This window comes from Streptomyces lunaelactis, from assembly GCF_003054555.1.
Taxonomy (GTDB): Bacteria; Actinomycetota; Actinomycetes; order Streptomycetales; family Streptomycetaceae; genus Streptomyces; species Streptomyces lunaelactis.
The window spans coordinates 1,135,361-1,150,784 of the sequence record NZ_CP026304.1 but is presented as its reverse complement, the minus strand read 5'-3'; the positions used below and the strand labels follow the sequence as shown (position 1 = coordinate 1,150,784).

At 67.2% G+C, this 15,424-nt stretch carries 10 protein-coding genes and 2 pseudogenes; 7 read left to right on the top strand and 5 right to left on the bottom strand.

Translation table 11 applies throughout. The features are described 5' to 3' along the window. Positions 1 to 1,423: 1,423 nt before the first annotated feature. Positions 1,424 to 2,440 (bottom strand): terpene synthase family protein, encoded by a 1,017-nt coding sequence (locus SLUN_RS04905; RefSeq protein WP_108147315.1) that lies wholly within the window; start codon positions 2,438 to 2,440, stop codon positions 1,424 to 1,426. A gap of 468 nt (positions 2,441 to 2,908) precedes the next feature. On the opposite strand from SLUN_RS04905, the gene SLUN_RS04900 reads away from it, so the two are divergent. Next, the gene (locus SLUN_RS04900; RefSeq protein ID WP_159100189.1) at positions 2,909 to 4,672 is read left to right on the top strand and encodes a SpoIIE family protein phosphatase; all 1,764 of its coding nucleotides are present in this window, start codon (positions 2,909 to 2,911) and stop codon (positions 4,670 to 4,672) included. Positions 4,673 to 5,452: 780 nt separating this feature from the next. Here SLUN_RS04900 and SLUN_RS04890 read toward each other — a convergent pair. Beyond that, positions 5,453 to 5,869: an ATP-binding protein gene (locus SLUN_RS04890; RefSeq protein WP_108147313.1), complete on the bottom strand. Its 417-nt coding sequence runs from the start codon at positions 5,867 to 5,869 to the stop codon at positions 5,453 to 5,455. A gap of 173 nt (positions 5,870 to 6,042) precedes the next feature. On the opposite strand from SLUN_RS04890, the gene SLUN_RS04885 reads away from it, so the two are divergent. The 3 genes and pseudogenes from SLUN_RS04885 to SLUN_RS42560 form a co-directional block, all read left to right on the top strand. Then, positions 6,043 to 6,810, top strand: a complete 768-nt coding sequence (locus tag SLUN_RS04885) for an IclR family transcriptional regulator (RefSeq protein ID WP_108147312.1) — start codon at positions 6,043 to 6,045, stop codon at positions 6,808 to 6,810. A gap of 44 nt (positions 6,811 to 6,854) precedes the next feature. Further along, a complete protein-coding gene (gene glpK, locus SLUN_RS04880; protein ID WP_108147311.1) occupies positions 6,855 to 8,369 on the top strand; it encodes a glycerol kinase GlpK in 1,515 nt (504 codons plus the stop codon). Positions 8,370 to 8,969: 600 nt separating this feature from the next. Continuing rightward, positions 8,970 to 9,140, top strand: a pseudogene (locus SLUN_RS42560) (leucine zipper domain-containing protein); the annotation flags it as partial. 1,010 nt (positions 9,141 to 10,150) lie between these two features. Here the strand turns inward: SLUN_RS42560 and SLUN_RS42690 are convergent. The 3 genes from SLUN_RS42690 to SLUN_RS04855 form a co-directional block, all read right to left on the bottom strand. Beyond that, complete coding sequence (locus SLUN_RS42690; protein WP_503461808.1) at positions 10,151 to 11,776, bottom strand: SGNH/GDSL hydrolase family protein; 1,626 nt, start codon at positions 11,774 to 11,776, stop codon at positions 10,151 to 10,153. A 4-nt stretch (positions 11,777 to 11,780) separates the two neighbouring features. Continuing rightward, positions 11,781 to 12,092, bottom strand: a complete 312-nt coding sequence (locus SLUN_RS04860) for a BTAD domain-containing putative transcriptional regulator (protein ID WP_108147308.1) — start codon at positions 12,090 to 12,092, stop codon at positions 11,781 to 11,783. A gap of 95 nt (positions 12,093 to 12,187) precedes the next feature. Beyond that, a complete protein-coding gene (locus tag SLUN_RS04855; protein WP_108147307.1) occupies positions 12,188 to 13,192 on the bottom strand; it encodes a trypsin-like serine peptidase in 1,005 nt (334 codons plus the stop codon). A 437-nt stretch (positions 13,193 to 13,629) separates the two neighbouring features. On the opposite strand from SLUN_RS04855, the gene SLUN_RS39315 reads away from it, so the two are divergent. The 3 genes and pseudogenes from SLUN_RS39315 to SLUN_RS04845 all read left to right on the top strand — a co-directional run. After that, the gene (locus tag SLUN_RS39315; RefSeq protein ID WP_159100187.1) at positions 13,630 to 13,776 is read left to right on the top strand and encodes a cupin domain-containing protein; all 147 of its coding nucleotides are present in this window, start codon (positions 13,630 to 13,632) and stop codon (positions 13,774 to 13,776) included. A gap of 138 nt (positions 13,777 to 13,914) precedes the next feature. Next, on the top strand, positions 13,915 to 14,784 hold the full coding sequence (locus SLUN_RS04850; RefSeq protein ID WP_108147306.1) for a hypothetical protein: 870 nt from the start codon (positions 13,915 to 13,917) through the stop codon (positions 14,782 to 14,784). Between the two features lie 176 nt (positions 14,785 to 14,960). Further along, positions 14,961 to 15,284 (top strand): annotated as a pseudogene (locus tag SLUN_RS04845) (class I SAM-dependent methyltransferase); the annotation flags it as partial. Between the last annotated feature and the right edge of the window lie 140 nt (positions 15,285 to 15,424).

The window sequence follows — 15,424 nt, the reverse complement described above, 5'->3', positions numbered from 1 at the left end:
AGAAACACGCAGGTCAGTGGCACATGTGGTGGGACACCACAGTTCGTAGGGTCAGTGTGCGCGCGACCACCATGACGGGAGCGTGGGGGCTGGGTCAGGGGGCGAATTGGAGTGGGGAAGAGGCCTATCGGAGTTGCGTGATTCGCCACGGTTTGGTGGCCCGGTGCTGATTCCCGTGCTGGTTTGGTGCTGACCTGAAACCCCACGTCAGCACCCCTGATCACCTCTCCCGTGCTGACTTGGTGCTGACTACGCAGCGTTGAACTTCGACATTCCGTGCGGATGGGGACACCGCCTGGGCTCATCCGGCATGCGGCCGGCGCCAGCCCAATCGGATCCCTTGCTCCTGACCGCTGGCGGCGTCACGCGGGGCTCGACCGGAGGGAATCCCCTTTGGACATCACGAGGGCAAGGCGAGCGGCGATCAGGGAGGAGGAGGCCAGCGACTGCTCAGGTCGGATCACGCCTTGGACCACTGCCGCTCCCGCCTCCACTTGGGACGACCGCCCTCGGTGCTTGACGCGCATGACCAGTCGTGGGACGTGGTTGAGCACAGGGTCCTGACCTAGGCTTGTGAAGCCGACGGGCGCGGGAAACGCGGCTACGGGCGGCGAGGGTATGGCGAGAGAACATCGCCGGGGAGGCGGGAAGCCTCGACGGCCCCGTAGCCAGGGGGTTCCTGACGGCTGTGCACTGCGGGCACCGAGCACCATGCCGTTGGCTGCACCGAAAGGGAGGTCTTCGGAACGCGTCCGAAGAGCGCACGGGGGATCGGTGGGTGGGACGGGTAGCGGACGACAGTCGCTCGTACCTGGAAGCACGCAAGCCGCCTTGCATCGAACGAGCTGGATTGCGGCGAGCGACGGCCACAGCGGAGCTGGCCTCTGCCAACGAAGCCTGTTCCGCACCCGGCTGCGTCTCGTCAGCGGAACGAGACCTGGCACGACGTACATGAGGTGATCGCCCTACTGGCGGACGGCGGGGACATCGCACGGGCGTCCGTGACCGTGCGGCGTGCGGCGCAGCTCGTCTTCGTCGGGGCGACCCGACCCACCCATCTACTCGCCCTGGCGGCTCTGCGGGAACGGGCGGAACCTCACCTTGACGCGCTAGCTGCCCGGGGCTGGTCCATCCACGACGTCAGGGATCCGTGGCTATCGACCCGACGGGCCCGAGCAGCCCCTGGTGGTGATCCCCGCCCCATGTCCACATCAACGACCCGGACACGGGGGTCACTTCCGGTGCCGTCCGGGCCCCGAACCTTGACAGACAGCAGACAGCAGACAGCAGACAGCAGACAGCGGTCGTGGAGCAGTGGCATCCGGTCGAGTTGTCGAAGCGGAGGGCAACGGCGCGGAACGGGCACTCCGATCCAGGGCCACACGACGATCCCCGGCACCCTTCGGCCCGCGCACGCTCCGCGTCAACCGAGTCCTTCCAGGTGCATTTCCTCGAGGTAAGTGGGCTGGTCGGGCCGCGCGCGGATCACTCGGGAGTAACGGCCGGAGCCCCGGCACCAGTCGTGACAGGCTCTCATCTGCGCCTGGAGGTCATCCACGAATACGTAGGCGCTTTCCCGGTCGGACAGAGGAAGGGCAGCGGCATCGAAAAGTGCCGGGAGCTGTGATTTTACGTGCAGGAATTCATCGGTGTGGCGGCGTACTATCGACCTGGTCTCCGCCAGGGCTTCCTGTCGTGAATAGTTCCGGTGGTGCTGCAGCACGATAACCAGGTTGTGGCAGTCTCCTCTGGCTTCTTCCTTGGCCACCGAGAACGCGTCCTGAATTATGTTGACGACCTGGACCGTCGCATTATGCATCTTCTGAATCGCCGGCATGGAAAGGACAGCTTCAGGCAATTCGTAATGACCGATGCGTTCTGCGAGGTCGATCAGCACATTTTCCAGCCCCGCCTTGTGGCGCAGGCTGAGGTATGTGTCGACGTCGGGCACGATACCGATTTGGCGGTTGATGGTCTCGCTGGTGTAGGCATTGAGGAAGTCTTCCCAGTCCCGGGCGGACCGCTGCTGCCACGACGCGGACATCCCGCGGACCTGGCGAGACCATATCGAGGCCAGCCCGCCTGCCGCTGGGGTGAGGCTCTCCTTCGGCAGGGATCCAGGAGATGAGTACACGACGTCGATGAGTTGTTGGACGATCTGTGCGGCTCTGTGCGGCTGTATTCCCAGCGGCCCATCGAACTGGTCATCCACCAGGAGGAACCAGCCTGCGAGATCCATCCCTAACTCCAGGTCTGCTCCACTCGAATGTGGCCAGAAGCGGGCGGCAACACCCGGCACATCCCATCGGTAGTACTCGCGGAGGGATCCCTTACTCAGCAGTCCGTGTTCCTGGATCCAGATGATGTGGTGAGCCGCTGCGGATTCAACGGCCTGACTGATCCGCGAAGGGAAGGGGAGGTCGAACGAGAATTCTTGCACAGTGCTCTCCTTGTCCGGCTGACGTCATACGGATTGCAGTGGCGAAGGCTCGGGCCCGGCATCATTCTGGCCGGTCGCCCGATCTGATTATCAGAGCGCGAACCGGCGATAGGGTCCAGAGCGGGAGCGCAACACCGGCGTGAGGAAGCACCGGCACAACCTGGCCTGCTGCCCCTCACTCCCGGAGCCGTTCGTTACCGCGTTGACGCCCTTGCGTTTGGTACTACACCGCCAGGGCGAGTCCGGCACCTGCAGGCGCACAGAAACTGCCGACGACCGATGCCCCACTACCACCGTCTGAACGTTACGGACGCGGGACACACTCTCGGCGACAGGGTCCCCTTCGTCGGATCACCCTTTCAGGTGTCCGGGTGATCGAGTCTCCGCATGGCGGGGATCTTGGTTCTACGCTGGTACCTCGTCAAATCGCTCTCAGGAGACGTCGTTGCGTACAGGGGAGAGGGACCAGTGACAGAGGTCGGATTCCAGTCCTGGCCGAGCGGCGGCAAGAGCATCACAGACGGCACCACTCCCACACTGCCCTCCCCCGCCCGGCCGACGGGTGAGACCGGCACCGAGGACACCGGCAGGGACCTCCAGTCGTCGAACTCTCTTTTCCACCCGAGCGCCGGCCCGGTCCAGGCAGGGTTCTTCTGCTGGGACGTCGCCACCGGAGAGATCAACTGCGACCCGTCCACCTTCCGCCTCCACGGCCTGCCCGAAGGGAGCCCCCCTCACCTCGACACCTTCCTGTCGAGGATCCCGGAATCCGATCTGCCCGAGTTCGTCGGTGCGCTGCAGTCGATGGCGGAGGCCGGTGGCAACTACCAGATCGCCTACCGGATCGCGGCGGATGGGGGCGGCTGGCGCCAGCTGGAGGCCCGCGGGCGTGTGCTCGCCGATGCGGCGGGAGCGCCGACGAGGATGGTCGGGGTGGTGATGGACACAACGGCCGCATATGAGCGTCAGGAAGCAGAGAAACGACGGCTCTACGAAGGGGCGACCCGCAATCGCCTGATGCAGCAGCTCACCGCCGCGTTGGCGGCGGCCGTGACCTTCAGGGACATCATGGCGGCCACGCAGGTCGGGCTGCAGGAGTTCGGCGCGAGCGGGCTCGCCGTGGTGGCGTCCCAGCGCGATGGGCTGTCCGTTGTAGCGTCCTACGGCTGTCACGACGAGGAACTGGCCGCCGTCTGCGATGCGGACACCGGCGCGTGCTTCCCGCTGCAGGACGCCCTTGCGCGCCAAGCTCCGGTGTTCGTGGCCTCCGTCACCGACTTGGCCGCCGCGCACCCGCAGCCGGCGCAGCAGGCAGCCGGAGGTTCTTGCCGGGCGTGGGCGGCGATTCCCATGGCGGATTCCCGGGGGCCGATCGGGGCCTGCCTGATGGGGTTCCCCTCACCCCGTGAGTTCGGTCCCGAGGAGCGGGCGCTGCTGGTTGCCGTCGCCGGACTGCTCGCCCAGTCCTTGGAGCGGGCGGGGATGTACGAGTCGCAGCACGCTCTGGCCACGGAACTGCAGCGCGGAATGCTGCATCCCGGCCCGCTGTCGGCGCCCGGTTTGACGATCGCCGCGCGCTACCAGGCGGCCACCTCGGGCATGCGGATCGGCGGCGACTGGTACGACGCCATCTGCCTTCCCGACGGCGCGGTGGCACTGGTGATCGGAGACGTCCAAGGCCACAGCGTGCATGCCGCCTCCCTGATGGGCAAGCTACGCACGGTCATTCACGCCTATACATGCGAGGGTCACGGTCCAGCGGCCGTGCTGGCACGGACCAATCGGCTGATGGTCGAGTTCAACCCGGACCCGGACCGGGCGATGTTCGCCACCTGCTGTTATCTACTGATCCGCCCTGCCGAGGGGACGCTCGAGGCCTGCACAGCGGGCCATCCGGCACCTGCCCTGATTGCTCCAGGTGAGCCACCGCGCCTCCTCGACATTGCCGGTGGCCTCCCGCTCGGTGTCGACCCGCAGGCCCAGTACCCGACCGAGCGGATGCTCATCCGCCCCGGCAGTGTGCTGGCGGTCACCACCGACGGGCTCCTGGAAGCCGCGGGGGGAGACATCGGCGTGGCGATCGAAGCTTTCCTGGCAGAGTTGGCAGGAGCCGCGACGGCCGACCTCGAGGTCCTGGCCGACGAACTCCTCGCCGGGGTCCAGCGGGCACGGCGGCGCAGCGATGACATCGCCCTCCTACTGGCCCGCCTCACCGGCCCCACAGTGCGCTGAGGAGCCATCTGTCACAGGGAGGGCTACGCAAACAGAGCCGCCCGCCGACTGCGAGAACGTCGATGGCGACCCCACTGGGGCCGGCAGCAAAATCGGCAGACTGGCGCCAGGGATCGGTGGTGACAGCCGGCGAGCCCAGCTTCCCGCCAGGCGGGAACTGCAGCGACCGGGTGCGCGCATGCAACGGCTGCGCCGTGGCGCCTGCCAGGCCAGCTCCGCGTGGCCGAAAAAGCAGCGCGGAGTGTGCATTCGGCAGCCGTGGCTGCCGTGCGGCCAGGTGGCGGTAGTCCCTGGGCGGGATACCGTACGCGGCTCGGAAAGCTCGGCAGAAATGCGCGCCGTCGGTGAAGCCCAGCAGCGGGCACGACGGCGTGGACGGGGCGAGAGTACAGACGGGGGAGTGCTGGCCTCGCTGACCCGCTGCACCGCTATGCCCTGCGCACCGAAGCCCACCAACGCTGGCACGCCTCCCGCATCAGCGGTGCCGTCATCGAAAGCCTCTGCGAACGCTCCGCCGGGTCCTCGGTGAACGAGCGGGAAAGATGGCAACCCTGGCCAGCCATTCTTGAGGCCGCCCTTGGGACGGAACACGCCGACACCCTCGCCGCCCGTGGCTACCTTGCCCGTTGGACAGGGGAAGCAGGGGATCTCGTTGCTGCTCGTGATCAGTGTGCCGAGCTGCTGCCTCTCGTGAACCATGCTTTCGGGGAGGAGGGCCCCAACACTCTCAGGGTTCCCAGCGGCCGGTTTCCGGGAGTCCGGGCTGTCCGGGCTGTCTTCCTACGCTGCGAAGAGATCAGCCCAGTGGGTGATTCCACCGGTGTGGACATGTATGCCGCAGCGGGCCGACAGGGCGGTGACTATGGCGATTCCCCGGCCGTGCTCGTCCGGGTCAGCCGACTGCCTGGCGGGGAGGGCGCGGCCCGTGTCGGTGACTTCGACGCGCAGGGCTCTGCGTTCGTCGACGCGGACCCACGACAACCGCAGCGTCGCCGGTGGCAGGGCGTGGACGAGCGCATTGGTCAGCAGCTCCGAGGCCACCAAGACCGCATCCATGGTGACGTCCGGGGGAAGGCCCCACTCGGCGAGCACCGCGCGGACACGTCCGCGTACGACCGAGACTGCCCGCGGGGAATGCGGCACGGGAGAGACATGGTCCACTGCCTCGTGGGCCACTGATTTGAGCTGAGCCGCCATGTGCCCTCCTCGGCGAGCGCTGCCGACGGGATGCCGACCTCAACGCACGTTAGGGAGCGATACGAGGCCGGTCAATGAACAACGGTCGGCATTACCGAACGGGAGACCTGAATCCGGAAAAATCATCGCATCAGGCGCACCAAGACCGGTAAGGACGAACCTAGAATCGCCTTATGGCCGGCCCGGTCCAGTCCATCGAACGGGCGGCGGCAATCCTGCGCCTGCTCGCCGGCGGCCCTCGTCGGCTCGGACTGGGTGAGGTGGCCGCGTCGCTCGGGCTCGCGAAGGGCACCGCCCACGGCATTCTGCGCACCCTGCAGCACGTGGATTTCGTGGAGCAGGACGCGGCGACGGGAAAGTACCAGCTCGGGGCGGCGCTGCTCCACCTCGGCACCAGTTACCTCGACGTCAACGAGCTGCGGTCGCGCTCCATCAACTGGGCCGACGCCCTGGCTGCCCGCAGCGGGGAGGCGGTCCGCCTGGGCACGCCCCTGGAGGGCAGGGTGCTCATCATCCACCATGTCTTCCGGCCCGATGACACACTCCAGACCCTGGACGTGGGCTCTCTGCTGCCGCTGCATGCCTCCTCGCTCGGCAAGGTCTTGCTGGCCTTCGGGACCGCGACGGTGGAGTCGGCGCTCGAGGTCGGGCTGGAGGCGTACACCCGGCACACCCTGGTCGTCCGGGAGGATCTCAACCCGGCGCTCGCCGAGATCCGGGAGCAGGGGTGGGCCGCCGAGGTTCAGGAAATGAGCATGGGTGACGCCGGCATCGCGGCGCCCATCCGGGGGCACGGAGGCCTCGTGGTGGGCGCCATCGGCGTGTCCGGCCCGGTCGAGCGGATCTGTGATTCCAAGGGACGGCCTCAGCCGGCCCTGATCACCCTGCTCCGTGAGGCCGCACGGGCGATCTCCAGAAACCTGGGGGCGGCCCGCTGGTAGGTCGCGCCACCGCATCCTCGACGCATCGGAAGGCGGCCCGGATCATGGTTGAACGGTATGTGATGTCCATCGACCAGGGCACCACCTCCACACGATGCATTCTGTTCGACCACCGTGGGCGGTTGGTGTCGGTCGCCCAGCGCGAGCACCAGCAGCATTTCCCCAGACCGGGCTGGGTCGAGCACGATGCCGTCGAGATCTGGCGCAACCTGGGGCGTGTCGTGCCCGAGGCCCTCGCCGGCGTCGGCGTCGGCCGCGACGAGATCACCGCCATGGGGATCGCCAACCAGCGCGAGACGACAGTGCTCTGGGACCGGCGGACGGGTACGCCGCTCGGCAAGGCGATCGTCTGGCAGGACACCCGCACCGCTGCGCTCGTCGAAGACCTCAGAAACCACCCCGGCGACGACTTCTTCCTCGAACGCTGCTGCCTGCCCCCCTCGACGTATTTCTCCGCGCCACGGATCCGCTGGTTGTTCGATCATGTCGAAGGGCTGGAACGGCGCGCCCGGGACGGTGAGGTGCTGTTCGGCACGATAGAGACCTGGCTGATCTGGAATCTCACCGGCGGCACGGCCGGCGGCCTGCACATCACCGACGTCACCAACGCCAGTCGCACCATGCTGATGAACATCCGCACGCTCGACTGGGACGAGGCGCTGCTGGAGTTCTTCGGGGTTCCCCGCGTCATGCTGCCCGAGATCCGGCCCTCGTCGCAGCGCTATGGCGAGGCCCGCTCGGTCCTCCCGGGCGTCCCCATCACGGCCGCCCTCGGAGACCAGCAGGCAGCGCTCTTCGGACAGACCTGCTTCGCCCCGGGCGAGGCGAAGTGCACGTACGGGACCGGCAGCTTCCTGCTGCAGAACACCGGCACTGCCGTCGTACGGTCCAGGAACGGGCTCCTGACCACCGTCGCGTACAAGATCGCCGACCAGCCCGCGGCCTACGCGCTGGAAGGCCCGATCGCCGTCACGGGCTCGCTGGTCCAGTGGTTCCGTGACCGTCTGGGACTGATCAGCAGCGCCCCGGAGATCGAGACCCTCGCGCGCACCGTCGAGGACAACGGCGGCTGCTATATCGTTCCTGCGTTCTCCGGTCTGTTCGCGCCTCACTGGCGCAGCGACGCCCGCGGTGTCATCGTCGGCCTCACCTCGTACATCACCAAGGGGCACCTGGCCCGAGCCGTGCTGGAAGCCACCGGCTGGCAGACGCGGGAGGTCGTCGACGCCATGAATGCTGACTCCTCGCTCGCTCTGAAAGAGCTCAAGGTCGACGGCGGCATGACATCCGACAACCTGCTCATGCAGTTCCTGGCCGACGTCCTCGACGTGCCCGTGGTACGCCCCCTGGTCGCCGAGACCGTCTCGCTGGGCGCCGCCTACGCCGCCGGGCTGGCCGCCGGCTACTGGCCGGATCTGGAAGTCCTGCGCCGCAACTGGCACCGGGCGGCCCAATGGCTGCCGGACATGGACCCCGCGCAGCGCGAATCGGAATACGACAACTGGCAGCGGGCCGTCGAGCGATCGCTGGGGTGGATCAAGCCGCCGAACCGCCCTTGATACGCAAACCATTACGCATTGTGACCGAGGTTCTGTCGTGCAGCGACCCCGTTCCCATGGCTCGCGCGGAGCACTGCCCGGTGCCGGTGCCGACGTAGAACCGGTGCTGGTTCAGTGCTGGGCCACCTACCGCGATGGCGTAGAAAGCGCAGGTCCTAGCTCCGATCGGATGAGTTGTCGTACCACTCGATGGTGGTCCCGATGAGGCTCGCGGCGACGATGCGCTTGAGGGAGCTGGGGGCTGGTGGAGCGGTGGCAGAGGCGGCCATGGGTACCACTTCCGGGCGGGGACGGGGACGGTTCGTGTCGCCACACCGTAGGAAGACGCAGGTCAGGGGCACATGTGGTGGGACACCACAGTTCGGTGGGTCAGTGTGCGCGCGACCACCATGACGGGAGCGTGGGGGCTGGGTCAGGGGGCGAATTGGAGTGGGGAAGGGGCCTATCGAAGTTGCGTGATTCGCCACGGTTTGGTGGCCCGGTGCTGATTCCCGTGCTGGTTCGGTGCTGACCTGAAACCCCACGTCCGCACCCCTGATCACCTCTCCCGTGCTGACTTGGTGCTGACTACGCAGCGTTGAACTTCGACATTCCGTGCGGATGGGGACGGTCGGTCTAAAACTGACGATCATCACGTGGTATCGCCGCTACCAGGCTGAGGGCATCGAGGGCCTGCGCACCCGTTCCAAGGCACCCAAGCACAGCCCCAACGCGACGCACGTCGAGGTAGTCGGAAAGATCACCTATCTGAGGCAGAACTACCATTTCGGCCTGGCGCTGACGCTGGAGCAGGCTGTTGCCTACGCGTTGAAAGACTCCTCCGACCCCAGCTCGCCCCTGCCCGCGCAGGAGGCGTCCGCCCCCCTGACCCGGCGCGCACGCGAAGTCGCGAACTTGGTCGCCGAGGGGATGACCAACAAGGGGATTGCTGCCAAGCTGACGCGAAGGGGTATCCGAACACCCAGTGCAGCTCCGGCATGTGGCTGAAGTTCGGCCTCTGGCCTGCGATGGAGTGTCTTTCATGTCCTTTCAGTGTCATGCCGTGTTACGCGGCCGATTCTCCCCACGCGCTCCCCAGCGCCGTGGCAAACTCCCCAGATTCTCCCCAGGGAGCCCCGTTGAGAGATGCCGCTGAGCGTGATCTCGGCATGCTTCAGCAAGCGATTAAGCGTCGGCTCCGGTGAACGGAGAGTAATCGTGCAGCGGTATTGCGCTGAGGCTGTGAGCCAAGGGGATCGTGGACCGGGCGTACTGGACAGGGCGAGATGATCTGCTTCGACCGCATTCCGATGACGCACCATGTGGAGTGCGTCGCGATCCGCGCAGCGGACGTCGAGTCGGCTGAACTGCTTCCCTTGGCCAACGCCATCGCGAGCGCCGCCGAATCGCGCCGGACATCAGCGAACGCCTGCGCGAGCACTCAGGCGACCCTGCCCCGCGCCTTGTGGAAGCGCCGTCCGAGGTAGGCATCGTCGGGCGATGTGCGGATGCCGAGGGGTGCGGCTCTGCGCTCAACTTGTCGCCGCGCCTCGGAGCGCTGTGCGTAGGGACTGATCGACCGGCAAATCCAGCACTCTCTGTAATGTCTCCCGCTGTGGATCGGGACTGCTGCGAACAGCGAGCGGAAGAATGATCTGCCCGAACAAGATGGGCGCTGGCGCCCGTCGGTAGGGAGCCAATTCTCCCTGGGTTCTCCCCAGGTTCCGATGGCAGCCCCAATAGCTCCTGCCCTGGGGCTCGTTGGGGGCAGCGCGAGGAGATCGCCGGATGTTCCGGCGCGATCAGGCTCGGTGGGCTCCGCCACACTGGGACAGCGCGCGGTACACGGCTGTCGCCATGGCCTGCTCGCCTTGTGCGTTCGGGTGGGCTGGCGCCGCTGGTTTCTGGGCAGCGAGGTTCTCGATCCAGCGTTCCCCAACGGGACGGCACATGTCGTGGCCGATGGTGGGCCTGTATGTGTCAACGTACGTGGCTCCGCCGAGCTTGGCTCGGCCGGCGACCATGGCGTTGAGGGACTTCGTCTTGTCTCGCAGGTAGGCAAAGTCGCCAGCGGCGATGGGGACGCTGGGGCTCGTGCAGCCTACTCCGCTGTCGGGGAAGAGCGATGGGTAGCCGACCATGAAGACCCTGGCTCGCGGGGCCCGGCGGTGAATCTCGGCGATCACCTGGGAGACCTTCGGCGCCGTGGCCGCGATGCTCTGCTCGACCTTGTCGGTGCCGCCCTGAGTGAAGTGGTCGCGGCATGGGCTCGCGGACGGGGCGTCGGCGGACAGTGCGGCGCAGCGTCCGAGCACTGCGGAGAAGCCGATGTCGTTGCCGCCGATGCTTACGGTTACGAGGTCGGTCTTCCGGGAGAGGGCGTCGTACTGTGCGGGAGCAGCACCCTGGGCGACGGCCAGGGCCGCCGTGGTCGCCCCCGAACAGGTGACGTCTGTTAGATGTGCCTTGTTCTGCGCCCCCACGAGATGAGGGTAGTTACTGCTGGAGCGGGCGCACACTGGATCGATCTGCTCTGGCACGCCCGGAGCGGCGGCGTAGGAATCACCTAGTGCCACGTAGTCGAGCGAACTGGTGTTCTGGGGCGCAGCATTTGCGGACACCGAGGGCATCATCGCCAATGCCAGAGCGCCAGAGGTGACTGCCGCGCTGAGCGCAGCCGCGCGATAGCGTGAGAGACGAGTAATACGTGGCTTCACGTGCTTCCTTTGTTCTGAATCGGGAGATTCCGCTTGCCAGTAGAGGTGCGAGGGGCGTATGCAGGCGCGGGTACCTCGTAACTCCGCCGGCTCTTCTCGCTTGTCACTACGCCGTTCCCAGTCCCCGGGTTCATCCCAGTGGAGTGGGCGTGTTGGTGATCTCCGCAAAGTTGGTTTGATCCCCTTTTGGCGGACAACTGAGATCAGAGGTTCGTTCCGGGATGTTCCCTCATGGGGACCATGAGGGAAGAAGCCTCTCGCCCGTCGTCCGTCACGCCCTGGTTCAAGGCCAAGATGTCGAGGGCGCCGACGGTGTGACCACTTGTCAGGGGCGTCGATCCGATCGAGACTGCGATGCGCGACAGGCAGGTCGAGACCGGTGGCAGCGATGGTCGAAACGGGGGTGGCTGGAAGGTCAGGCGTGGGTGTCGTCGCGTTTGCGATGGGTGCGTCGGACACGAGGCGGACCTCGCCGGGGTGAGCTGCGTTCCAGGACTCCGCGCAGGTCTTGTGCGCGGGTTCGCCTGCATGGGAGCGCAGTGGCGAAGGGTCTTCGAGGCGCTCGGCCGCCGCCATGTGCTTGGTTGCTTCGAGGTACCGTTCGTCCAGCGGGTGCTGGGCCACCAGTGCGGCCAGCTCCCTTGCGGTGTCCGTGTGCTCGCCCAGGTCGAGCCGGACCGCGAGACTCGCCTCAAGGGCCGAAAGCCGCAGTCGGTCAAGCCGTTCGCGCTGGCTTGGGCGTACTCGCCGCGGAATCCGGCCAGCGCGGTCCCCGCCAGTGAGCGGGGGCGTCGTTCAGGTACCGGGCGGCAGTCTTGGCATCGTTGTCGCGTCGGGCCCGGTCCGCCCGGGCGACGAGGTCCCGGAAAGCGGTCAGGTCAAGTGAGTCGGGACAGGTGGACCTCAGCGTGACATCACTTCCGGGGAAGATGGGGTCGCGTGATCGATTCCAGTCGTCACGTACGGAGCCCTTCACGCTGCTGAGCTTGCCGAGCCCGGACAGGCCGTCGAACTTGATGCAGAGCATGGTTCCTGGTCTTCAAGCTTGAGGCGGAGCTGCTGGGTCAGGTCGGGGTGACCTACATGCCGATGAGGAGGCGGTCCGAGCGCAGCTGAATGGCCTCACGACGAACCGGCTTTGTCGCTGACGCGCCGATAGAGCTCCCTCGCCGACTCGCCCAGGCGGGGCCCGGCGAGCCAGGTGTTTTCGGTTGGCCCTATGGATGTGTTGCTCACCAGCGCCAGGCCACCGCCCGGGCTGCGGGCGAACCAGCCGCCCCCGGAGGAGCCCCCGGTCATGGTGCAGCCGATCCGGTACAGCACCGGTTGCTCCGGGCGGATCGACAGACGACCGGGCCTGTCCTGGCACGAGAACATCCGCTCGCCGTCGAACGGGGACTCGGCCGGATAGCCCCAGACCGCCATGTCCCCGATACCAGTGGCCGACGGTGCGCCGAACCAGACCGGCGCCGCCTGACCGATCGTCTCCTGGAGCGAGGCAGGCTGCGCCTGCCGCTGCACATGGAGCACCGCGTAGTCGAACGGCGAGCCGCCACCTTCGGAGGGTTTCCCCTCGGCGACCCACTCGGGTGCGACCTCCGACCGGGCGGCCCACCAGGTTCCGAAGGGCGCGATCCGGTCCTCGTCCGCGGTCTGCCGGGCCGTTCCGTCGAGCCCGAGATTGTTGTACGAGGGGACGAAGACGATGTTGCGGAACCAGTCGCCGCCGGCCCCGGCGTGCACACAGTGACCCGCCGTCCATACCAGCCCCGATCTGCCGGGGCGTGCCGGGTCCTCCACCGCCGTGCCGGAACACACGCTCGGCCCGTCGGGGGTGTCGAAGAAGAGCTTCCCCATCACCGCGGCGTTGTCGTGGTACGTCGCCTTCTGCGGCTGTGCCGGCACCGGGTCGGGCTCAGGGTCCGTCGTACCGGTGTTCTCGCCGGTGCCGTTCGGCACACGGGTGTCCGCGGACCGGGCCTGTGCCATGCGCTGGATGGTCCACAGCCCTTCCACGACGGGGTTGGAGAAGGCCGACAGGCGACCTGAGGAATCGCAACCGGCGACGCCCGCCAGGACGAGCAGCAGTGCAGTGACGTAAGCAGCGACGCGTGTGCGGCGGGTCAAGGGCATCCTTCAACTTGTGCGGAGCCCGGGGCGGGCGGAACCAAACGGGGGAACAGCCCCACCCGCCCCGGAGATCAGTGATCGCGATCGAAGTCGGCGGCCAGATGGCCCGCCCGATCGCCTGTTCTCTTCTGCGCGTTGTTCTGCCTGGCCGTCCTGCGCTCGAACTCCACAGGGCCGACTCAGAGTGCTGCGCGGCCTCCGAAGCGGAGCCGACAACCCCTTCTACGGAGCCGGTCCCGGCGAGGTTCTCCCGAAGCGGCCCGACGCACAACCGTGATAGTCGACCAGGCGGTGTCGGCCAGGTGTGGACCTCAACCGGCCCGGCCCATCGATCACAGGCCGACCACTGTCCGCTGGACGGTCCAGCGGCCCGGTCGAGCGCTCGCTGCCTTGCGCGACATGACAACCTCGGCTGACCCGCTGTCCTCGCCTCGTTGCACGGGGCCGGATCACTGTCCGGACTGGAGGCACGGGGCGGCTGGGCACTCCGCTTCGGCGTCCACGAGCACATCAAGATCGGGGCTGTACTCGACAGGTGCTGCTGGCTGGGCGTCGACAACGCCGAGCCGGTACGCCTTTAGGCCGGCGACTGGAACTGGTCACGGTTGTGTCTCGGAGTCAGGTGCTGAGAACCCCTTAAGAACCGGGTCCGTAGCAGGGGTTGATCGCTTCGGAACGTCCGGAGCGGAAAGACCAGCAGCATTCGGGGGTATTTCTCGATGTTCCGTACACGAGCCGCAGCGCATGCCTCTTTCGCGGCGGTGGGCGTTCTTCTGCTGTCCGCCTGCGGCGGAAATGACACCAAGGACGCGGGCGCATCCGCATCGTCATCCGCATCCGGGGCCGGCGAGCTGTCCTTCCAGAACGGCACAGCAAAGCAGAACAATGCGCCTGCGCAGACCGGTGACTTGGCGCCCGACGCGGCACCCGCTGTGGCGGCGAAGAAGCCGGTGGCCCGCAAGTGGGTACAGCTGTCGGCCGGCCGCGCTGGACAACTGGACCCGGTCGTAGTCAATGGTGCCGGCTTCACGCTGTACCGGTTCGACAAGGACACCGCAGACCCGTCGAAGTCCAACTGCAGCGGGGAGTGCGCAACCACCTGGCCGCCGTATCTGGTCGCGCGCGGCGGGAAGGTCTTCCTCGACGGGATCGACAAGTCGTCGATTGGCTTCATCCAGCGTGACGGCGCATTCCAGGTCACCATCGGCGGCTGGCCCGTTTACCTCTTCAACAAGGACACGACGGCCGGGGACACCAACGGCCAGGGCGTGGGCGGCACTTGGTTCGGCGTCAAGCCGGACGGCGAGAAGGCCGGCGGCGGTCAGTCCGGTGCTGGTGCCGATCCCAACGCCTCGCCCGCGAGCAGCGCCACCTTCTTCCAAGGTCCGAACTTCGCCGACCCCTCCCAGGGGGTGGCGGGTCCCGGCTGCAAGAACGTCCGTTTCTCCGGCTCGCTCCAGGCAGCCGGCGCCGTCAAGATCTGGGACGGAGCCGACTGCACCGGCAAGGCGCAGGTCGTCAATGGGAATGTCCAGGATCTCTCTGCCATCGGATTCGGCACGGTGAGGTCCGTTCGCTTCCTCGGCTGAAATGCCCGGCGCCAGAAGTGGCGGCTCCTGCTCCCGACTCCTCGGGGCGGGCGCCGCCACAGTCGGCGAGTCACCCGTGCCCCGGAGCGAAGCTGTCGCGCCTTTGGCTTCTGGGCGAAAACCGGAAGGAGTCCGGCCTCAGGGCTGGAACAGCTTCGACGGGAGATGTGGGCCGTATGACGACGACCGACGCGCCGCGCTACACCCCCCAGTGGTTGGAGCTGCGCGAGGTGGCCGACGCCGCCGCCCGTGCGCCCGAACTCCTCGAACCGCTGCGCAAGCGATTCGAGGAGACGGAGGCGGGCGAGCTCGTGATCCGCGATCTGGGGTGCGGTACGGGCTCGATGTGCCGCTGGCTCGCGCACCGGCTCGGCGGGCCCCAGCACTGGATCCTGCACGATCACGACGCCGATCTGCTGGAGCGGGCCGCGGGGCATCATCCGCGTACCGCGGCCGACGGCTCGTGCGTCTCGGTGACGACGGAGCACGGTGACATCGGCGGAGGCGGCCGCGTTGCCCGTTCGGCCAGGCTTCGCTGTCCGCCGGGGCAGAGAAGGGTCCGGGTGGCGGGAGTGTGGCCGGTCGCCTCCTTACTGTCGATTTCTGCCAGGACAGGCAAAGAGCAGGAACAAGAGCAGGA

Coding starts and splice junctions, on each gene's coding strand:
- SLUN_RS04890 (WP_108147313.1), bottom strand. CDS start 5,869: ATGGCGGCTCAGCTCAAATCAGTGGCCCACGAGGCAGTGGACCATGTC.
- SLUN_RS04885 (WP_108147312.1), top strand. CDS start 6,043: ATGGCCGGCCCGGTCCAGTCCATCGAACGGGCGGCGGCAATCCTGCGC.
- glpK (WP_108147311.1), top strand. CDS start 6,855: ATGGTTGAACGGTATGTGATGTCCATCGACCAGGGCACCACCTCCACA.
- SLUN_RS04860 (WP_108147308.1), bottom strand. CDS start 12,092: ATGCTCTGCATCAAGTTCGACGGCCTGTCCGGGCTCGGCAAGCTCAGC.
- SLUN_RS04850 (WP_108147306.1), top strand. CDS start 13,915: ATGTTCCGTACACGAGCCGCAGCGCATGCCTCTTTCGCGGCGGTGGGC.